18 protein-coding genes and 2 tRNA genes are annotated in these 19,518 nt (G+C 58.1%); 7 read left to right on the forward strand and 13 right to left on the reverse strand.

The features are described 5' to 3' along the window. The first annotated feature begins 33 nt into the window (after positions 1 to 33). The 7 genes from folK to Q0Y02_RS08465 all read left to right on the forward strand — a co-directional run bounded on the left by folK (position 34) and on the right by Q0Y02_RS08465 (position 6,411). Positions 34 to 537 (forward strand): 2-amino-4-hydroxy-6-hydroxymethyldihydropteridine diphosphokinase, encoded by a 504-nt coding sequence (folK, locus tag Q0Y02_RS08435; protein WP_297766900.1) that lies wholly within the window; start codon positions 34 to 36, stop codon positions 535 to 537. Then, complete coding sequence (locus tag Q0Y02_RS08440) at positions 521 to 1,222, forward strand: deoxynucleoside kinase (protein WP_156964889.1); 702 nt, start codon at positions 521 to 523, stop codon at positions 1,220 to 1,222. Before folK ends, Q0Y02_RS08440 begins: the two co-directional genes overlap by 17 nt. Positions 1,223 to 1,288: 66 nt before the next feature. Further along, on the forward strand, positions 1,289 to 2,077 hold the full coding sequence (gene panB, locus Q0Y02_RS08445; protein WP_297766902.1) for a 3-methyl-2-oxobutanoate hydroxymethyltransferase: 789 nt from the start codon (positions 1,289 to 1,291) through the stop codon (positions 2,075 to 2,077). 184 nt (positions 2,078 to 2,261) lie between these two features. Further along, complete coding sequence (panC, locus tag Q0Y02_RS08450) at positions 2,262 to 3,119, forward strand: pantoate--beta-alanine ligase (protein ID WP_297766904.1); 858 nt, start codon at positions 2,262 to 2,264, stop codon at positions 3,117 to 3,119. Positions 3,120 to 3,207: 88 nt separating this feature from the next. Then, entirely contained in the window at positions 3,208 to 3,588 is a 381-nt protein-coding gene (gene panD / locus Q0Y02_RS08455) for an aspartate 1-decarboxylase (protein ID WP_035248421.1), read from the forward strand. 342 nt (positions 3,589 to 3,930) lie between these two features. Continuing rightward, complete coding sequence (gene acs, locus Q0Y02_RS08460; RefSeq protein ID WP_297766906.1) at positions 3,931 to 5,868, forward strand: acetate--CoA ligase; 1,938 nt, start codon at positions 3,931 to 3,933, stop codon at positions 5,866 to 5,868. Between the two features lie 231 nt (positions 5,869 to 6,099). Further along, positions 6,100 to 6,411 carry a TRL-like family protein gene (locus tag Q0Y02_RS08465; protein ID WP_297766908.1) on the forward strand — a complete coding sequence of 104 codons (312 nt, stop codon included), beginning with the start codon at positions 6,100 to 6,102 and terminating at the stop codon, positions 6,409 to 6,411. 80 nt (positions 6,412 to 6,491) lie between these two features. Here the strand turns inward: Q0Y02_RS08465 and Q0Y02_RS08470 are convergent, their stop codons facing one another. From Q0Y02_RS08470 to glmM, 13 genes are all read right to left on the reverse strand, one after another. Then, a complete protein-coding gene (locus Q0Y02_RS08470; RefSeq protein ID WP_297766911.1) occupies positions 6,492 to 7,055 on the reverse strand; it encodes a hypothetical protein in 564 nt (187 codons plus the stop codon). Positions 7,056 to 7,149: 94 nt separating this feature from the next. Beyond that, the gene (pnp, locus tag Q0Y02_RS08475) at positions 7,150 to 9,243 is read right to left on the reverse strand and encodes a polyribonucleotide nucleotidyltransferase (protein ID WP_297766913.1); all 2,094 of its coding nucleotides are present in this window, start codon (positions 9,241 to 9,243) and stop codon (positions 7,150 to 7,152) included. Between the two features lie 244 nt (positions 9,244 to 9,487). Next, positions 9,488 to 9,757 carry a 30S ribosomal protein S15 gene (gene rpsO, locus Q0Y02_RS08480; RefSeq protein ID WP_035248417.1) on the reverse strand — a complete coding sequence of 90 codons (270 nt, stop codon included), beginning with the start codon at positions 9,755 to 9,757 and terminating at the stop codon, positions 9,488 to 9,490. Positions 9,758 to 9,832: 75 nt separating this feature from the next. Beyond that, entirely contained in the window at positions 9,833 to 10,750 is a 918-nt protein-coding gene (truB, locus tag Q0Y02_RS08485; RefSeq protein WP_297766914.1) for a tRNA pseudouridine(55) synthase TruB, read from the reverse strand. Between the two features lie 17 nt (positions 10,751 to 10,767). Beyond that, positions 10,768 to 11,178 (reverse strand): 30S ribosome-binding factor RbfA, encoded by a 411-nt coding sequence (rbfA, locus tag Q0Y02_RS08490; protein WP_290509610.1) that lies wholly within the window; start codon positions 11,176 to 11,178, stop codon positions 10,768 to 10,770. 19 nt (positions 11,179 to 11,197) lie between these two features. Beyond that, complete coding sequence (infB, locus tag Q0Y02_RS08495) at positions 11,198 to 13,888, reverse strand: translation initiation factor IF-2 (RefSeq protein WP_297766917.1); 2,691 nt, start codon at positions 13,886 to 13,888, stop codon at positions 11,198 to 11,200. Positions 13,889 to 14,106: 218 nt separating this feature from the next. After that, positions 14,107 to 15,615, reverse strand: a complete 1,509-nt coding sequence (gene nusA, locus Q0Y02_RS08500; RefSeq protein ID WP_297766919.1) for a transcription termination factor NusA — start codon at positions 15,613 to 15,615, stop codon at positions 14,107 to 14,109. A 39-nt stretch (positions 15,616 to 15,654) separates the two neighbouring features. Further along, positions 15,655 to 16,110, reverse strand: coding sequence for a ribosome maturation factor RimP (gene rimP / locus Q0Y02_RS08505; protein WP_297766921.1), 456 nt, complete (start codon positions 16,108 to 16,110; stop codon positions 15,655 to 15,657). Positions 16,111 to 16,283: 173 nt separating this feature from the next. Next, a tRNA-Met gene (locus tag Q0Y02_RS08510) sits at positions 16,284 to 16,360 on the reverse strand. 425 nt (positions 16,361 to 16,785) lie between these two features. Next, positions 16,786 to 16,871, reverse strand: a tRNA-Leu gene (locus tag Q0Y02_RS08515). 14 nt (positions 16,872 to 16,885) lie between these two features. Then, positions 16,886 to 17,332 carry a preprotein translocase subunit SecG gene (gene secG / locus Q0Y02_RS08520; protein WP_297766923.1) on the reverse strand — a complete coding sequence of 149 codons (447 nt, stop codon included), beginning with the start codon at positions 17,330 to 17,332 and terminating at the stop codon, positions 16,886 to 16,888. 10 nt (positions 17,333 to 17,342) lie between these two features. Then, positions 17,343 to 18,089: a triose-phosphate isomerase gene (tpiA, locus tag Q0Y02_RS08525; protein ID WP_297766925.1), complete on the reverse strand. Its 747-nt coding sequence runs from the start codon at positions 18,087 to 18,089 to the stop codon at positions 17,343 to 17,345. Positions 18,090 to 18,176: 87 nt separating this feature from the next. Continuing rightward, positions 18,177 to 19,511, reverse strand: coding sequence for a phosphoglucosamine mutase (glmM, locus tag Q0Y02_RS08530; protein ID WP_297766927.1), 1,335 nt, complete (start codon positions 19,509 to 19,511; stop codon positions 18,177 to 18,179). Positions 19,512 to 19,518 lie beyond the last annotated feature (7 nt).

The following is a 19,518-nucleotide window of genomic DNA, read 5'->3' on the forward strand; positions in this document are numbered from 1 at the left end:
CGTGTCATTCCCCTGATCAGAACAGAGAGCCCCATGCAGGCATTGATCGGCCTTGGCAGCAATCTGGACCACCCCTCGCAACGGCTTATCTCTGCGTTGCGGGCGCTGCAACGCCTGCCTGGCATCACCCTGCGCCAACACTCCCGGCTCTACACCAGTGCTCCGGTGGGTCCTCAGGATCAGCCTGACTATGTTAATGCGGTTGCCGAAATCGACACCGCCCTCGCCCCCCACTCCCTGCTCCACACCCTGCAGGCCCTGGAACTGGCAGCAGGCCGCCTGCGCCTGCGCCATTGGGGCGAACGCACCCTCGATCTGGATATCCTGCTGGTTGGTAACCGCGCCATCGATAGCGATGACTTGCAGGTTCCTCACCCGCAAATGACCCGGCGGGCCTTTGTGCTGCTGCCACTACTGGAAATTTGCCCCCACGCCCTCTTGCCGGATGGCACCGCACTGAGTAGCTTTCTGGGGCAGGTAGCTGATCAACCGATTTCACCGCTGGCAGAGCTGGATCGAAATGCACTCATCGAATGACAAGACAATAACCGAACGCATTGAGCAACGCCGACAGGCCCGCACCCTGCCGCGCTTTATTGCTGTTGAGGGCCCCATTGGTGCTGGCAAGACCAGCCTGGCGAAACGTCTCGCCATGACCTTCGGCTACGATCTGCTGCTGGAGAAGGCTGATGACAATCCTTTCCTCACCCGCTTCTACCAGGACCCGGCCCGTTATGCCCTGCAGACCGAGCTGTTTTTCCTGTTTCAGCGCGCCGACCAGCTACGCCAGATTCAGCAGCAGGACCTGTTCGCCGGGCCGCGCATTGCCGACTTTCTGATCGACAAGAACCGCCTGTTTGCCCAGGTCACCCTGGACGAAGATGAATTCGAGTTATACCGCAATGTGGATGACCACCTGACGCTGGACGCCCCACAGCCTGATCTGGTGATCTACCTACAGGCTCCTGCCCAGGTGCTACGTCAGCGTATCAGCCGCCGCGGCAACGATTTCGAGCAAGGCATCCAGAGCGATTACCTGGACCGGCTCAGCAATGCCTACACGGAATTCTTCCATTTCTACGACCGCGCACCACTGCTGATCGTCAATGCCGCAGAAATCGATCTGGTCAATCACGACCAGGACTACCAGCAACTGGTCAGCGAGTTGCTGGACATCCGTTCCGGGCGCCACTATTTTAACCCCCGGCCGCTGGTCGGCTGAAAACTCGCTATGGGCTTCTAGCTGTACGCTTCAAGCTCGCCCCTGAATGTCCCCGGGAGGTTTCCCATGTCAGTCACCATCCGCACCCTGCATAAACGCAAACAGGACGGTGAGAAGTTTTCCGTGCTCACTGCCTACGATGCCTGTTTTTCCCGGCTGATCTCCGATGCCGGCGTGGACGCCATCCTGGTGGGCGACTCCCTGGGGAACGTGATCCAGGGGCAGGCCAGCACCGTGCCGGTGACCCTGGAGCAGATGGCCTACCACACCGAATGCGTAGCCAGGGGCAATCAGGGCAGTCTGATTATTGCCGACGTCCCCTTCATGGGCGCCGCCACCGTTGAGCGTGCACTGGAGACCGCCACCGCGTTAATGCAGGCCGGGGCAAACATGGTCAAACTGGAAGGCAGCGCCTGGCTGGCAGACAGCATCGAGATTCTCAACCGCAATGGCATCCCGGTCTGCGCCCATCTGGGCCTCACCCCCCAAGCAGTCAATGCCCTCGGCGGCTACCGCGTGCAGGGCAAGGATGATGCCGGCGCCAGCGAGTTGCTGGAAGCGGCCAAAACCCTGGATCAGGCCGGCGCCGCCATGCTGCTGCTGGAGTGCGTACCCCGGGAACTCAGCGCTCGCATAACCCGGCAAGTGAGCGTGCCGGTCATCGGCATCGGCGCGGCCCCGGAATGCGATGCCCAGGTACTGGTGATGCATGACATGCTCGGCATCAGCCCCGGCAAGCCGGCCCGCTTCGTAAAGGACTTCATGGCAGAAACCGGCGACATCCGTGCTGCCTTCAAGGCCTATGACCAGGCGGTGAAAGACGGCAGTTTTCCTGCTGACGAACACTGCTTCTAAAACAGCTTCGAGCTGCTAGTGACTAGCTGCGAGACACGATCCAAAACATGGCGAGACAGAAAGCATTGAGGCCGCGCTTGATCAATAACCGCGAGCAACAATGTTTATTCGGTGGCAACGATTTCGCCCGCGCCTAGTAGCTCACAACTAGCAGCTCGTCGCTTTCTTTACCCGAGGATTCCCGATGCAAACCGTCCATACCGTCTCCCAGGTTCGTGAATATGTGCGCGGCTGGCACCAGAAAGGTCAGTCCGTCGGTTTCGTGCCCACCATGGGCAATCTTCATGACGGTCATATCAGCCTGATCAAGGAGGCGCGTGCCCGCTGCGACGTGGTGGTGGTGTCCATTTTCGTCAACCCGACCCAGTTTGGCCCCAACGAGGATTTTGATCGCTACCCGCGCACCCTGGACGCGGATGCCGCCGCCCTGGTGGATGCGGGCACCGATCTGTTATTCGCCCCCTCCGTGGACGAGATGTATCCGTTGGGCCAGAACCAGACCTGGGTGGATGTTGATGGCCTTGGCGACCATCTGTGCGGCGCCAGCCGGGAAGGTCACTTCCGTGGCGTCACCACGGTGGTATCCAAACTGTTCAATATCGTACAGCCGGATGTGGCCGTGTTCGGCGAAAAGGACTTCCAGCAACTGGCCATTCTTCGTCGCATGAGCGAAGAACTGCTGTTCCCGATCAAGATCGTCGGCGCCTCCACCAGCCGGGAGAGTGACGGTCTGGCACGCAGTTCGCGCAATGGTTTTCTCGACGAAAGTGAGCGCACACTTGCGCCGCAACTCTATCAGGCACTGCAACAGCTGAAAGCGGATATCGAAGCCGGTGAGCAGGACTATCAGGGCCTGCAAAGCCGCTACCGTGACAGCCTCGAACAGGCCGGTTTTCGGGTGGACTACCTGACCGTGGCCAACGCCCGCAGCCTGGCCCCCGCCAGCGCAGACGACACCGATCTGGTGGTCGCTGTGGCCGCCAAACTGGGCAATACACGATTGATAGACAATGTCAGTCTGGCCGTTGTGCGTGACCGGTGATTCATGCATACTTCCGGCCCCTTGAAGCGCCTGCTTGGTCGTAACACCGTGTATCCGCAGGCTTCGGGTAGCGCAAGAGGTAACCAAGATGCAGTGCACCATGCTGAAAGCAAAACTCCATCAGGCTCGGGTAACCCACGCAGAGCTTGAGTACGAAGGCTCCTGTGCCATTGATGGTGACCTGATGGACATGGCGGGTATCCTGGAATACGAACAGATCCAGATCTATAACATCGATAACGGTGAGCGCTTTGAAACCTACGCCATTCGTGGCGAAGCCGGTTCCAAGATCATCTCCGTCAACGGTGCCGCTGCGCATAAAGCCCAGCCCGGCCACCGGGTGATTATCTGCGCCTACGCCAGCTATTCCAGCGCCGAACTGGTCAACTTCAAGCCCAGCCTGATTTATATGGCAGAAGGCAACGAAGTAAAGGGCACCAGCAACGCGATTCCGGTACAGGTTGCCTGATACCGAAATCCGAAAAGGAATTCCTGAAACGCCGGCTTTTGCCGGCGTTTTTTTGCCGCTCAGGTAAGCCACCACAGCGGCACCACCCGCGCCCATTCGCGCCCACCTTCACCTCACCGCCCACCCAAGCCCTCCCGCGCCACTATTAACTGTTAACTATTCACTGTTAACTGCCTTCCCTCCTTGGCCATTCACCAACACATTGTTTACTCTTGATGCCAACAAAACCGCTCCCCCTTCGACCATGGTTGAATAGCCAGCCAGGGAGCGTCACACAATAATCTAGGGAAAGCCGGGAGCCCCACGGGCGCTCCCTACTGGCAGTATCCCAAGGAGGCCCCGATGTCCAAGACCCACATTCATCCTGTTCCCGCAGACTTCAAAGCCCAAACCCTGATGGACCGCGACACCTACGAAACCTGGTACGCGCAGTCCATCAATGACCCGGATACCTTCTGGGCCGACCGGGCCCGGGAATTTCTGGACTGGAAAACCCCCTGGGACACCGTCAGCGACTGGGACTTCAACGAAGGTCGCGCCACCTGGTTTCAGGGGGCCACCCTCAATGTCTGCTACAACTGCGTGGATCGGCACCTCCCCGAGCGTGCCAACCAGACTGCGATCATCTGGGAAGGCGACGAACCGGATCAGGACAAGCACATTTCCTACCAGCAACTGTTCGAAGAAGTGAGCAAGTTCGGTAACGTACTGAAAGGCCGCGGCGTCAAGAAAGGGGATCGCGTGGTTATTTACATGCCGATGATCCCGGAAGCCGCCTACGCCATGCTGGCCTGTGCTCGCATCGGCGCCATTCACTCCGTGGTGTTCGGCGGTTTCTCCCCGGAAGCCCTGAAAGACCGCATTCAGGATGCCGGCGCCTGTGCCGTGATCACCGCCGACGAGGGGGTACGCGGCGGCAAGACCGTGCCGCTGAAAGTGAACGCCGACAAGGCCATGGCCGATATCGAGAGCGTGCATACCTGCCTGACGGTCAAACGCACCGGCGGTAATGTGGACTGGCAGGCCGATCGGGATGTCTGGTTCCACGAGGCCATGGCGCAAGCGTCCAGCGACTGTGAACCGGAATGGGTCGACGCGGAAGACCCGCTATTCACCCTTTACACCTCCGGCTCCACCGGCAAGCCCAAGGGCGTGGTACACACCACCGCCGGCTATCTGCTCAACACCGCGCTGACCCATAAATATGTATTCGATTACCACGAAGGTGACATCTACTGGTGCACCGCCGACGTGGGCTGGATCACCGGGCACAGCTACATTGTCTATGGGCCACTGGCCAACGGCGCCACCACCCTGATGTTCGAGGGCGTGCCCACCTACCCGGATGCCTCTCGCTGCTGGCAGGTGGTCGACAAGCACAAGGTCAACATCTTCTACACCGCCCCCACCGCCATCCGTGCCCTGATGGGCCTGGGCGACGAGCCAGTGACCAAAACCTCCCGGGCCAGCCTGAAGCTGCTGGGCACCGTGGGCGAGCCGATCAACCCGGAAGCCTGGGAGTGGTACTACAAGGTGGTGGGCGAGTCCCGCTGCCCCATCGTCGATACCTGGTGGCAGACCGAAACCGGCGCCATCATGATCGCGCCGCTACCGGGTGCTGTGGACTTGAAAGCCGGCTCTGCCACCCTGCCCATGTTCGGTGTACAGCCGGTACTGATGGACCCGGACGGCAACGAACTGGAGGGCGCCACCTCCGGCAATCTGGCGATCAAGGCCAGCTGGCCCAGCCAGATCCGTACCGTCTATGGCGACCACCAACGGCTGATCGATACCTATTTCAGCGCCTACAAGGGCTACTACTTCACCGGTGACGGCGCCCGTCGTGATGAAGACGGCTATTACTGGATCACCGGCCGGGTGGACGACGTGCTCAACGTGTCCGGCCACCGCCTGGGTACCGCCGAGATCGAGTCCGCCCTGGTGCTGCACACCAGCATTTCCGAAGCGGCCGTGGTCGGCTACCAGCACGACGTGAAGGGCCAGGGTATCTATGCCTATGTGTCCCTCATGGCTGGCAAGGAGGGCAGTGACGAGCTGGTGCAGGAACTGCGCGACATGGTGACACAGGAAATCGGCCCCATCGCCAAACCGGACCTGATCCATTTCGCCCCCGGCCTGCCCAAGACCCGTTCCGGCAAGATCATGCGACGCATCCTGCGCAAGATCGCCGCCAACGAGCTGGACAGCCTGGGCGACACCTCCACCCTGGCCGACCCGGCGGTGGTGGATCAGCTGATCGACACCCGGCTGAATCAGTAAGCACAACCCAGCGCCATCGTAAGCAACAACAAAAAGGCAGCCACATGGCTGCCTTTTTGTTGCTGATCGGCAGGCACGCTACCTGTCCCTGTCACAGCTACCCTCCGCATTTCTCTCACAGTCGTAATAGTCAATTTCTTACATACATCAACTCACCTGACCGACAGACATATTTCTGTCATAAGGCATCCTTGCGCACGGAAACAACATGTTGAAAACCAAGGAGAAAATATGAAGAAGCTGATTGCGCTTGCCGCCGTTTCCGGCAGCCTGTTCCTGACCGGCTGTCAGACCCCCTACTCCCCCGGCCTGATCTACAGCGACATGGCCGCCCCTGTGGACGTACGCGACAACGCCGTTGCCTGCACCAAGGAAGGCACAGCCACCATGAAGAACTATCTGGGCTTCCTGGCCACCGGCGATGCCTCCACCGCCAAGGCCAAGCAGAATGCCGGTATTGCTCGTGTCGGCACTGTGGATGTGCATTTCACCAACATCCTCGGCCTGTACGGCGAAACCACCACCACCGTATGTGGTGACTGAGTCTGAGATTACCGGCCAGCCCGGTATTCAGGCACAAAAAAGGCCGACATTTGCCGGCCTTTTTTGTGTGCCTACTGCAGTTAATGAATCTGCACCAAACTATTACGGTAATGAGCGGGAATCTGATCAATGGTCAGCAATGTTAGCTGATCTGCCAGATTCTCTGTTTTTTCTACCTGTTCCTGGGATTTCTCACCCCCAACCTCATCCGCAACGGGCTCGGCAATGTCTTCTTTGGGTTGTTGCTTGAGTGCTACCCGGACGCTTTCGTCCAGTTTCCACATAGAGCCTGTTGCAGGGTCAATAATCAATATCCCCAGCAATCCTCCAAACAAAATATTGCCCACATACCAGCCGTCCATTCCTGCTCTGAGCGGGACACTTACCGGGTCATAACCCGTTTTTTCGAAAGTCACCGCGTAATGCGCTTTAGAAAAGAACCCATTGGATGCCGGTAGCGTGACAGTTGCCGGCGTCTCGCCAGACATCATGTCATAGCCTTTTTTGGTATTGGTGATCGTGTAACTGACCCCGGATGGCGTTGTCGTCAACGTCACCGGATAGGAAGAGTCAGACACAATCGATGCACAACCAGATACGCCCACGCCACTGGCAAGGACCATCGCCCCCAGAATTTTTTTCATTTGTCGTCCCTTATTATCAAACTTCGTCCAAAAAAAAGCCCGCCTATAAAGGCGGGCCTGAATTGTAACCATATTGTTACAGATTGAAAGCCAATCAGTCTTCCTTGGCTTCCTTCATGGACAGCTTGATACGGCCACGTTGATCCACGTCGAGCACCTTCACCTTGATCAGGTCGCCCTCATTGACGTAGTCAGACACCTTCTCCACTCGCTCTTCAGCGATCTGGGAGATGTGCAGCAGGCCTTCGGTACCGGGCATGATCGCCACGAAAGCACCGAAATCCACCACCTTGGTGACCTTGCCTTCGTAGATGGCACCCACTTCCGCTTCGGCAGTGATTTCTTCCACACGACGCACGGCTTCTTCTGCTTTCTCGCGGGTTTCACCGTAGATCTTCACGCTGCCATCGTCTTCCAGATCGATGGTGCAGCCGGTTTCGTCGGTCAGCGCACGGATGGTGGCGCCGCCTTTACCAATCACGTCACGGATCTTGTCCGGGTTGATCTTCAGGGTCAGCAGGGTGGGCGCATTGTCAGATACCTGGGTGCGGGATTCAGCAATCGCCTTGGCCATTTCACCGAGAATATGGATTCGGCCGGCATTCGCCTGTTCCAGCGCCTTCTCCATGATCTCTTCGGTAATGCCTTCGATCTTGATGTCCATCTGCAGGGCGGTTACGCCACGGGCAGTACCGGCCACCTTGAAGTCCATGTCGCCCAGGTGATCTTCATCACCGAGGATATCGGACAGTACCGCGAAGCGGCCGTCTTCTTCCTTCACCAGACCCATGGCAATACCCGCCACCGGCGCGGTCAGCGGAACACCGGCATCCATCAGCGCCATGGAGGTACCACATACGGACGCCATGGAGGAGGAACCGTTGGATTCGGTAATCTCGGACACCACACGAATGGAGTACGGGAAGGCTTTCTCGTCAGGCACTACCGCTTCCACACCACGACGGGCAAGGCGGCCGTGACCGATCTCGCGACGCTTGGGAGAGCCGATCATGCCGGTTTCGCCCACACAGTAGGGAGGGAAGTTGTACTGCAGCATGAAGTGATCCTGGCGGGACCCTTCCAGTGCGTCGATGAACTGAGCATCGCGCATGCCGCCCAGGGTGGCGGTAACGATGGCCTGGGTTTCACCACGGGTGAACAGGGAAGAACCATGGGTCTTGGCCAGCACGCCGACTTCACATTCGATGGCACGTACTGCATCAAGAGCACGGCCGTCGATACGCGGCTTGCCGGACACTACCGCTTCACGGACCACGGATTTCTCGACCTTGCCGAACAGCTCTTTCACTTCGCCGGCTTCCGGAGCGCCTTCTTCGCCGGTGGCAAACGCTTCCACACAGGCATCACGCAGCTCGCCCACTTTGGCGTAACGGGCCATCTTCTCGGTGATGGTATAGGCTTCGCCCAGCGCGCCTTCAAATTTTTCCTTGATGGCGTTTTTCAGCTCGGTGTTCTCGGTAGCGGGCTGCCACTCCCAGGTGGGGGTGCCCACTTCGGCAGCAAATTCCTTGATACCCTGAATAACCGGCTGCATTTCCATGTGACCGAACAGGACAGCGCCCAGCATCTGGTCTTCGGACAGCTCTTTGGCTTCGGATTCCACCATCAACACCGCAGGCTCGGTACCAGCAACCACCAGATCCAGGGCGGATTCTTCCAGTTCGCTGCGGCTAGGGTTAAGGATGTACATGCCATCCTTGAAACCGACCCGGGCAGCACCGATGGGGCCACCGAAAGGAATGCCGGAGATGGACAGGGCGGCGGAGGTGCCGATCAGGGCAGCGATATCCGGATCCTGATTCTTGTCGGCAGACATGACCGTGGCGACCACCTGCACTTCATTCATGAAGCCCTTGGGAAACAGCGGGCGGATCGGGCGGTCGATCAGGCGGCAAGTGAGGGTTTCTTTCTCGCTGGGTCGACCTTCACGCTTGAAAAAGCCACCGGGGATACGGCCGGCTGCGTAGGTCTTTTCCTGATAGTTAACGGTCAGGGGGAAAAAGGGTTTGTTGGGATCCGCTTCTTTCTTGCCTACCACGGTAACCAGCACTTCGGTGTTACCGATACGAACCATGACAGCAGCGGTGGCCTGGCGGGCGATCTGCCCGGTTTCCAGGGTTACCGTGTCACGGCCGAACTGAATCTGTTTAGTGATTTTATTGAACATATCTCGTCTCTTCTCTCTTCACGACAATCTTCGAGGCCCATGCCTCTGATAACAATTCATCTTTTGCCCGGGCATCATAGCCCGCCAGGGCGCCTGGCCCAACCGTAAATTAGCCAACAGATACGCCCGAAGCCCTTAGCCAGCGGCATTCCGAACGTGATCTCCAACCATTTTCCACAGGCCAGAAACAACAGAAGCCCGGCGGCTGCCGAGCTTCTGGTGTGGTTACCCAATCTGCGGTCTATTAACGACGCAGACCCAGCTTTTCGATCAGCTGCAGGTAACGGGTGCGGTCTTTCTTGGCCAGGTAGTCCAGCAGCTTACGACGCTGGTTTACCATGCGGATCAGGCCGCGACGGCTATGGTGATCCTTCTTGTGACCCTTGAAGTGGTCCTGCAGGCCATTGATATTGGCACTCAGCAGAGCAACCTGTACTTCCGGGGACCCGGTATCGCCTTCTTTCTGGCCGTGCTCTTTCAGGATTTCCGCTTTCTGTTCAGTGGTTAACGCCATGGAGCTTCTCCAATATGCTCAGTGAGTGTCACGGTCAGCCATGCATATTTATAGCTGCCGTCGTTTATTCGGGTCTTAACCCGATACCAGCCGACGGGGGGCAATCCGCCCATCTTCCAGCACTTCACCGACACCCAGAAATTCCTCACTGGATGCCTGGTAAATACTTACCCAACCGTCCGCGGGACGGTCTGAGCTCATCACTGGCTGACCCTGCTGCAGGTAGTAGGCAGCGTTGTCACCCAGCTCAATGCGCGGCCAGTCTGCCACGCTGGTGGATAAAGGCAAGAGCAGCTCGTCGATTGCCTCGAAGCCGCCGGTTTCCTTGATCTTGCCCAGTTGCTCCAGAGTCAGCATGCGCTCTGCCGGATAGGGCCCGGCAGACAGGCGGCGCAGGGCGGTTACATGGCCGCCACAACCCAGCTTCTCACCAGTATCTTCTACCAGCGAGCGCACATAGGTGCCTTTGGAACAATCCACTTCGAATTCCAGCTCATCGCCTTCGATACGCAGAATGCGAAGATCATAAATCGTTACCGGGCGCGGTTTACGCTCCACGGTCTTGCCTTCACGAGCCAGTTTGTAGAGCGGCACACCCTGGTGCTTGATCGCCGAATACATGCTCGGCACCTGCTCGATATCGCCCATAAAGGACATCAGGGCATCTTCGATCTGGGCTGCACTGGCGGTCACTTCAGTGGTACTGACCACATCACCGTCCGCATCGCCGGTTTCGGTGATCACGCCCAGCTTGGCAGTAACCCGGTAGCTCTTGTCCGATTCCAGCAGGAACTGGCTGAACTTGGTGGCTTCGCCAAAGCAGATCGGCAACATGCCGGTAGCCAACGGATCCAGACTACCGGTGTGGCCGGCCTTGGCCGCCGCAAACATTTTCTTGACCATTTGCAGGGCGCCATTACTACTGACACCACCGACTTTATCCAACAGCAGGATGCCGTTGACGTTACGGCCACGGGGACGACGTTTTGCCACCTGACAGCTCCGCTACACTAATCGTTTTCGGTTTCGTCGTTGTCCGGACGCAATTCCCGGTCTTCCGCGCGGGCGTCATCAATCAGCTGTGACAGATGCGCCGCCCGTTCCGGGGTCATGTCGTAATGGAAACGCAATTTGGGGGTGGTGCGGGTGTTGAGGCTCTGAGCCAGGCTGCTGCGCAGGAAACCACTGGCTTTTACCAGCACTTCCTCCGCCTCGGCGCCTTCTTCCTCGCCCTTGCCCAACAATGTGAAGTACACATCGGCAAAGGACAGGTCCCGGGACACCGTTACATCCTGAATGGTGGCCAGATTCACCCGCGGGTCTTTCATTTCAAACTGCAGTAACCGCGACAGCTCGCGCTGTATCTGATCGGCAATCCGGTCGGTACGGTTAAAGCCCTGCGGGCGACGATGACGGCTCATGGCTAACGGGGCACGCTCCTTACAGGAAGCGCGCCACCTCCTTCACTTCAAAGACTTCGATCTTGTCGCCGGCTTTCACGTCGTTGTAGCTCTTCACGGCGATACCACACTCCATGCCGTTGCGCACTTCCTGGACATCGTCCTTGAAGCGACGCAGCGATTCGAGCTCGCCTTCGAAGACCACCACATCGTCGCGCAACACGCGGATCGGACGATTGCGGTACAGGGTACCCTCGATAACCATACAACCGGCCACGGCACCGAACTTGGAAGAACGGAACACGTCGCGAACCTGGGCGGTACCAAGGATCTCTTCGCGCTTCTCCGGCGCCAGCAGACCACTCATGGCCGACTTGACGTCGTCGATCAGCTCATAGATCACGCTGTAGTAGCGCAGATCCAGGCCTTCCTGCTCGCACAGTTTCTTGGCCTTGGAATCGGCACGGACGTTGAAGCCCAGCAGCACGCCTTCACTGGTCATGGCCAGGTTGACGTCGGATTCGTTGATCGCACCCACCCCGGCAGACACGAGGTTGACCTTCACTTCGTCGGTGCCCAGATCATGCAGTGCGCCAGTGAGCGCTTCCAGGGAACCGCGTACATCGGTTTTGAGGACGATGTTGACGGTCTTGGTTTCTGCGCTGCCCATGTTCTCAAACAGGTTCTCCAGTTTGGAGGCCTGCTGACGCTTGAGCTTCAGGTCGCGATCACGTTCCTGACGGAATTCAGCCACTTCACGGGCTTTCTTCTCGTCGGGTACCACCTGCACCTGTTCACCGGCTTCCGGCGCACCATCCAGACCCAGCACTTCCACCGGGATGGAAGGACCGGCGGTTTTGATGGGCTTGCCGTTCTCGTCGACCATCGCTCGTACGCGGCCGAAGTGAGCGCCAGCCAGCAGCATGTCACCGATATTCAGCTCACCTGCCTGGATCAGAATGGACGCAACGGTACCGCGACCTTTTTCAATGCGCGATTCAATCACCACACCGGTGGCAGAGCCCGTGGACGGTGCTTTCAATTCCAGCAGTTCGGACTGCAGCAGGATGGCATCAAGCAGGTCGTCCACACCCTGACCAGAGTGCGCAGAGACGTTGATGAACTGGTATTCACCGCCCCACTCTTCCGGGATCACATCTTTGGTGGCCAGCTCGTTGCGCACCCGATCCGGGTCCGCCTGCTCTTTATCAATTTTGTTCACGGCGATGATGATCGGTGCGCCGGACGCCTTGGCGTGGTCGATCGCCTCGGCGGTTTGCGGCATCACACCATCGTCAGCAGCAACCACGATCACCACGATATCGGTAGCCTTGGCACCACGGGCACGCATGGCCGTAAAGGCGGCGTGGCCCGGAGTATCCAGGAAGGTGATCATGCCCTTCTCGTGCTCTACATGGTAGGCACCGATATGCTGGGTAATACCACCGGCTTCGCCGTCGGCAACCTTGGCCTTGCGGATGTAATCCAGCAGGGAGGTCTTGCCGTGATCCACGTGGCCCATGATGGTCACCACTGGAGCGCGATCATTGAGATCCCCCTCATCACGGTTAACAACCATGCCGGCCAGGTGATCTTCAAGCACTTCTTCCTGCCCTTTGCTGGCAACGGGCTTGTGGCCCATTTCTTCTACCAGAAGGAATGCGGTCTCTTGATCAATAAACTGATTGACCGTCGCCATTTCACCCATCTTCATCATGGCCTTGATCAATTGCTTGGCCTTGATGTTCATGCGCTGGGCCAGATCGCCCACGGTAATGGTTTCCGGTACTTCGACTTCGTAGATTTTCTTCTCCGTCGGGGTTTTAAAGCCGTGCTGCTTGTTCATGGAGCTCTTCATCTGACCGTGAGCAACGCCGGCTGATTTCGGCTTGCGACGACGACGGCGAGATTGACGCTCTTCACGCTGATAGCTGGCTTCCTGAGCGGCAACAACAATGGAAGACCCTTTGTCTTCCTCTTCCTCAGGCTTTTTCTCTTCCTGATCGCCACGCTTTTCCAGCTCCGCCGCGATACGAGCCGCTTCTTCAGCGGTACGGCGAGCAGCTTCCTCTTCCGCTTTCTTGCGGGTTTCGGCTTCCTGTTTGCGCTTGGCTTCATCGGCTTCACGCTGCTTGCGTTCGGCTTCTTCGCGCTTGGCTTTTTCTTCCGCCGTTTCTGCCTTGGCAGGCTTCTTGACGGCCGCGGTCTTCGGCACGGAGACACGCTTGGTCTTCTCTTCTGCCGCCTTTTCGCCGGCAGCCTTGCGCTCGGCTTCCGCACGAGCCTTGGCGTCTTCTTCTTTCTTGCTGGCCGCTTCTTCCGCCTGACGCTTGGCAACTTCTTCGGCCTGGCGTTTCTCTTCTTCCGCCAGACGCGCAGCCTCTTCGGCCGCCTTACGTTCGGCTTCTTCGCGTTCCTGCTCTTCAAGCGTCTCGCGTTTCACGTAGGTACGCTTCTTGCGCACTTCCACGTTCACGGTCTTTGATTTGCCAGCCGCACCGGTCGTCTTGATAGTGCTGGTGGACTTGCGCTTGAGGGTAATCTTCTTGGCTTCGGTATCCGCGGCACCATGGGACTTGCGCAGATGAGCCAGCAGCTGCTGCTTCTGCTCATCGGAGACCACTTCGCTGGCATCGCCATGGGGTAGCCCGGCGTCTTTCATCTGCGTAAGCAGTTTCTCGACGGGGGTCCCTACGATGTCGGCCAGTTTCTTTACGGTCGTTTCTGCCATGTCAGCAACACTCTCCTGTCCGTCTCTAGCAGGCTATTGAAAATAGCCTGGGCCATTACCCTTGGGGCGAATGACCGCACTGCCCGGCACATTCCGGTCAGCGCATTGTGTGCTTATCTTTGCGGACCGTACCGCGAAGATAGCTTGAAAAGCACCTTGTGGCCTTTTCAACACCCTGCTGTTGGTGCCCGCGTCTAATCCGCCAGAACTAAAGGCTGTCAGGCCCCGGCTTCACCTTCATCGGCGAACCATGGAGCCCGGGCTGTCATGATCAACTCGGCGGCACGCTCTTCGCTCATGCCACTGATTTCCATCAGATCATCCACCGCCTGTTCGGCCAGGTCTTCCATGGTGGCGATACCACGGGACGCCAGCTCAACCGCCAGGTCACGATCCATGCCGTCCATGTTGAGAAGATCTTCAGCAGGCTCGGCCAGTTCAAACCTTTCTTCGGATACCAGTGCTTTGGTCAGCAGGACATCCTTGGCGCGCTGACGCAGGGCATCGACAATATCTTCATCGAAACCGTCGATAGCGAGCATCTCTTCTTCCGGCACATAGGCCACTTCTTCCAGGGTGGCAAAGCCTTCGTCCACCAGAATGCCGGCCACATCCTCATCCACGTCCAGTTCTTTCATGAACGTTTCCAGGGCCTGGGCGGCTTCCTCTTCCTGCTTGTTCTGGGCATCGTCAAGGGTCATGACGTTGAGTTCCCAGCCAGTCAGCTCAGAGGCCAAACGGATATTCTGACCACTGCGGCCAATGGCCTGGGCCAGGGCGGATTCGTCTTCCACCGCAATATCCATGGAGTGACTTTCTTCATCCATTACGATGGAGGCCACTTCCGCCGGCTGCATGGCATTGATCACCAGTTGCGCCGGGTTGTCGTCCCACAGGACGATATCAATACGTTCACCGGCCAGCTCGTTGGAGACGGCCTGAACGCGAGCACCGCGCATACCGACACAAGCGCCCACCGGATCAATACGCTGATCGTTGCTTTTCACGGCAATCTTGGCGCGTGAGCCGGGATCACGGGCTGCGCCCTTGATTTCGATCAGCTCTTCACCGATTTCCGGCACTTCAATCTTGAACAGCTCAACCAGCATGTCCGGGCAGGCACGGCTGGCAAACAGCTGCGGGCCACGATTCTCTTCGTTCACGCCCAGCAAGTAAGCCCGAATCCGGTCATTCTGACGCACCGCTTCGCGGGGAATCATGTGCTCTCGGGTGATCAGCGCTTCTGCGTTACCGCCCAGATCCAGAACGATGGAATCCCGGCTGGCTTTCTTGACGATGCCGCTGATCAGCTCACCAATGCGATCACGATACTCTTCGATGATCTGGCGACGCTCGGCTTCGCGCACTTTCTGCACGATGACCTGCTTGGCTGTCTGGGCACCGATACGACCAAAGGCTTCGGATTCGATTTCCTCTTCCCAGGTGTCGCCGATCTGCAGCGATGTATCCTGCTCATGGGCTTCATCGAGGGTCAGTTGCTTACCGAATTCGTAGAGCTCTTCATCGGGCACCACGTGCCAAACGCGGAAAGTGCGAGAATCGCCGGACACCCGGTCGATATCCACGCGGATTTCCACGTCTTCTTCCTTAAAGCGTTTTTTGGTAGCGGCCGCCAGAGCAAGCTCGATGGCCTCGAAAATCACGTCACGGCTGACGCCTTTTTCGTTTGATACGGTTTCCGCTACCAGCAGGATCTCTTTGTTCATGGCCAGGCCTTTACAAAGACAAAGTTCTTCAGGGCGTGCTCAGTCGAAGCGAGGCTGCAACCGGGCACGATCTACCTGACTGTAAGGAATACGCAGGGTGTCGCCATCAAGCTCCACCACCAGCGTTTCGCCATCCACGGCCACAATGGCCGCCGTCATTTTACGCTTGCCAGACACCGGCGCCAGCAACTTCAGCTGAACGTCTTCACCGATGTAGTCGGCATATTGCGCAATATAAAACATGGGTCGATCCATGCCCGGCGAGGACACTTCAAGGTTATATTCGCCGGGAATTGGATCTTCCACATCCAGCACGCCGCTGACTTCGTGACTCACCGCCGCGCAATTATCTACCGAAATACCGTCTTCATGGTCGATATACACACGCAAAACAGCCCCGCGCCCCTGGATATGTTCAATACCCCAAAGCACGAAGCCCAAGTCTTCAACGACCGGAGCCAGTAGCTCCGTTAATTGTTCTACGCGTTTCGACATGTCCTTTCCGACAGTACAAACAAAAAATGGGCCTGGGGACATTACAGTGACTGCAAGGAAGCCATGCAATCGACCGCACATCCACCGCCCATTCCACTGCTGCGGATAACAAAAGGCCCCTGCTAGAGGGGCCTTTTGTCCGCTTTGAACCAGCCTTGGCTGATTCCTCTAAGTGGTAGCGGGGGCAGGATTTGAACCTACGACCTTCGGGTTATGAGCCCGACGAGCTACCAGACTGCTCCACCCCGCAATAAACCGTTGAACCTTTAGCGCCCCTCGGCACTCGATTTACATTCTGGTGAGTGTAAATCTTTTCGGTTCCAGCTGGTTGAATCTTACTGATTCAAGCGTTCAACCCGCCTCAAATATCGAGCGCAAATAGTACTTAGAGGCGCTCACTCTGTCAAGGCAATCACGAAAAAAACATTTACTTTTCGCTGCCTTAGCACCACCGGGAGCAAGCTCCAGACTGTGCCCGCAAACGCCATGGCATCTGCACTGCCGGGACTGATTTCTACGGCTGGTCGTAGCAGAAATCAATCGGGGCCGGCACAAAAAAACACGTTGCGCCATGCCATGGAGCGATGACAAACCACCTTCATCGCGCCCGGTCGGAAAGCTAGCACCACCAGACCGGGTTACAGCGAGATCCGCCAGCGGATCTCATTTCCAAATTGGTGCCGAAGGCCGGACTTGAACCGGCACGAGCGAAGCTCACTACCCCCTCAAGATAGCGTGTCTACCAATTCCACCACTTCGGCAAAGAACGCTTTCGTTACTGCTCCGACTGAGGCACTTCAGCCGGGGCCGGGGATTCTACCCCAGCTTGAGGCACATCTGAAACCTCTTTTTGTGCCTGAGCATCATCAGATGCCACCGGCACTTCAGACATGGTCGCCGGCACGTCGGAATCCGCTGGAGCAGCCGGCACATCATCTTCCTGCTGCTCGAGGGTTTCCAGTTCCGGCAGGTAGCTGCGCACACCCTCAGCTTCCTGGCGAGCCATCCAGGCCAGCCCCATGCTGGTGATGAAGAACACCACCGCCAGCATCGCCGTGGCGCGAGTCAGAAAGTTGGCCGACCCGGCACTGCCAAATACAGTCTGGGAGCCGCCGCCACCGAAAGAGGCACCGGCATCGGCACCTTTCCCGTGCTGAATCAGCACCAGCCCAATCAGGCCAAGGGCCGCAAGCACATGCACTACATGAACAACAATATCCATAATGACTCTATTATTCCGCCGCCTGACAGATAGCAATAAAACTGTCGGCTGTTAACGATGCCCCACCTATCAGACCCCCATCGATGTCTGACTGGGCAAACAGAAGGGCGGCATTATCCGCCTTTACACTGCCGCCGTAAAGCAAGCACAGCGATTCAGCGATATCCTTATCGTTTTGAGCCAGTGACTCCCGCAGAGAGGCATGCACTTCCTGGGCCTGCTCGGGGCTCGCGGTTCGACCGGTACCGATAGCCCATACCGGTTCATACGCCACTACAGCCTTGGCGAAAGCGGCAATACCTACCGTATCCACCACTGCCTGCAGCTGCCCGCACACCACGGCTTGCGTGTCACCGGCCTCACGCTCTTCAAGGGTTTCACCCACACAGAGGATCGGCACAAGGCCGGCAGCCTGAGCCCGGGAAAACTTGGCGGCGATCAACGCATCAGTTTCAGCATACAACGCGCGGCGCTCGGAATGACCAATAATCACGTGACCACAGCCCACCTCGGCCAGCATCGGCGCGGAGACTTCTCCGGTGAAAGCGCCATCATCCTGATCGCTCAGATTCTGCCCGCCTACACCAATGGTCGACGGTAGCACGGATCTGGCCGCAGCCAGGTAAGGATAAGGCGGACAGATCACCACCTCCGCCACACCTTCATAGCCAGCCAGAGCTTGCGCCATCTCGGCCAGCAGATCCTGCCGCCCGTTCATTTTCCAGTTACCGGCAACCAGCGGTGTTCTTGATTTCATCTGTTATTCCTTGGATATAAAAAGCCTGCCGCCTGACAAAGCGTGACGCCTGCCATTGCCGCGTCCGTCGCCAGGCAGCCAGCGTTACTAGGCAATCGCCTTTTCCACCACGTCGGCCAGTTTCCGACACAAGCTGGCTACCTGATCCGCATCCTTGCCCTCGATCATCACCCGCACCAGTGGCTCGGTTCCGGAGGGGCGCAGCAGAATCCGGCCATTGCCGCCCAGCTTCTCTTCCACGTCCGCCATGGCGGCCTTCACTTCTGCCTTGTCCATGAAACCATCACGGCTGGAGCCGCGCACATTGATCATGGTCTGCGGCAACAACGCCACATCCGCCACTGCATCCGCCAGACTCTGGTCACGGCGGGATAGCGCCGCCAGCACCTGCAGGGCAGACACTGTGCCATCGCCGGTGGAGGTGCAATCGAGACAGACCAGATGGCCGGAGGATTCGCCGCCGATCAGCCAGCCTCGTTGATCGAGCTGCTCCATCACGTAGCGGTCGCCCACCTTGGCACGGACGAACTCGATACCCTGCGCCTGCAGTGCCAGCTCAAGACCGAAGTTGGACATCAAGGTGCCGACAACCCCGGGCATTTCTGCCCCACTTTCCTTGCGATCCCGGGCCACCACGAACAGCAGCTGATCCCCATCCACCAGCTTGCCGGTATGATCGACCATGATCAGCCGGTCCGCATCACCGTCCAGGGCAACCCCCAGATCCGCCTTTTCATCCAGCACGCGCTGCTGCAGCTTTTCCGGGTGAGTCGAACCGCAATCGCGGTTGATATTGAAACCGTCCGGGGTATTGGCCATGGCCACCACCTCGGCACCCAGCTCCTCGAACACATCCGGGGCAATGTGATACGCCGCACCATTGGCGGTATCGACCACGATCTTCATGCCACTCAGGTTCAGGCCGGGAACGGTGCTCTTGCAGAATTCGATATAACGGCCACGGGCATCATCGATCCGGCGCACCTTGCCGATCTGGTCAGTGGCAACCACCGACATGTCTTCGTCGAGCAGACGCTCGATTTCCAGCTCAATCTCATCATTGAGCTTGCGGCCATCGGCCCCGAAGAATTTGATGCCATTATCGGTATAGGCATTATGGGAAGCGGAAATAACGATCCCCGCCTGGGCCGACAGGGTGCGAGTCAGGTAGGCGATGCCCGGTGTTGGCAGCGGGCCAAGCAGACGAACATCGACACCGGCGGCAGAAATACCGGCCTCAAGCGCCGATTCAAACATGTACCCGGAGATACGGGTATCTTTGCCGATCAGAATCTTGCTGCCACCATGGGCGGCAAGTACCTTGCCGGCGGCCCAGCCCAGCTTGAGCACGAAATCCGGGGTAATGGGGAATTCCCCCACCGTGCCTCGCACGCCATCCGTCCCGAAATACTTACGCGCCATGACTACT

It is taken from the genome of uncultured Alcanivorax sp. (genome assembly GCF_947258575.1).
GTDB lineage: Bacteria > Pseudomonadota > Gammaproteobacteria > Pseudomonadales > Alcanivoracaceae > Alcanivorax.

Excerpts from the sequence above, each read along its gene's own strand:
- folK (WP_297766900.1), top strand. The coding sequence starts at position 34 with ATGCAGGCATTGATCGGCCTTGGCAGCAATCTGGACCACCCCTCGCAA.
- Q0Y02_RS08440 (WP_156964889.1), top strand. The coding sequence starts at position 521 with ATGCACTCATCGAATGACAAGACAATAACCGAACGCATTGAGCAACGC.
- panB (WP_297766902.1), top strand. The coding sequence starts at position 1,289 with ATGTCAGTCACCATCCGCACCCTGCATAAACGCAAACAGGACGGTGAG.
- panC (WP_297766904.1), top strand. The coding sequence starts at position 2,262 with ATGCAAACCGTCCATACCGTCTCCCAGGTTCGTGAATATGTGCGCGGC.
- panD (WP_035248421.1), top strand. The coding sequence starts at position 3,208 with ATGCAGTGCACCATGCTGAAAGCAAAACTCCATCAGGCTCGGGTAACC.
- acs (WP_297766906.1), top strand. The coding sequence starts at position 3,931 with ATGTCCAAGACCCACATTCATCCTGTTCCCGCAGACTTCAAAGCCCAA.
- Q0Y02_RS08465 (WP_297766908.1), top strand. The coding sequence starts at position 6,100 with ATGAAGAAGCTGATTGCGCTTGCCGCCGTTTCCGGCAGCCTGTTCCTG.
- Q0Y02_RS08470 (WP_297766911.1), bottom strand. The coding sequence starts at position 7,055 with ATGAAAAAAATTCTGGGGGCGATGGTCCTTGCCAGTGGCGTGGGCGTA.
- pnp (WP_297766913.1), bottom strand. The coding sequence starts at position 9,243 with ATGTTCAATAAAATCACTAAACAGATTCAGTTCGGCCGTGACACGGTA.
- rpsO (WP_035248417.1), bottom strand. The coding sequence starts at position 9,757 with ATGGCGTTAACCACTGAACAGAAAGCGGAAATCCTGAAAGAGCACGGC.
- rbfA (WP_290509610.1), bottom strand. The coding sequence starts at position 11,178 with ATGAGCCGTCATCGTCGCCCGCAGGGCTTTAACCGTACCGACCGGATT.
- infB (WP_297766917.1), bottom strand. The coding sequence starts at position 13,888 with ATGGCAGAAACGACCGTAAAGAAACTGGCCGACATCGTAGGGACCCCC.
- nusA (WP_297766919.1), bottom strand. The coding sequence starts at position 15,615 with ATGAACAAAGAGATCCTGCTGGTAGCGGAAACCGTATCAAACGAAAAA.
- rimP (WP_297766921.1), bottom strand. The coding sequence starts at position 16,110 with ATGTCGAAACGCGTAGAACAATTAACGGAGCTACTGGCTCCGGTCGTT.
- secG (WP_297766923.1), bottom strand. The coding sequence starts at position 17,332 with ATGGATATTGTTGTTCATGTAGTGCATGTGCTTGCGGCCCTTGGCCTG.
- tpiA (WP_297766925.1), bottom strand. The coding sequence starts at position 18,089 with ATGAAATCAAGAACACCGCTGGTTGCCGGTAACTGGAAAATGAACGGG.
- glmM (WP_297766927.1), bottom strand. The coding sequence starts at position 19,511 with ATGGCGCGTAAGTATTTCGGGACGGATGGCGTGCGAGGCACGGTGGGG.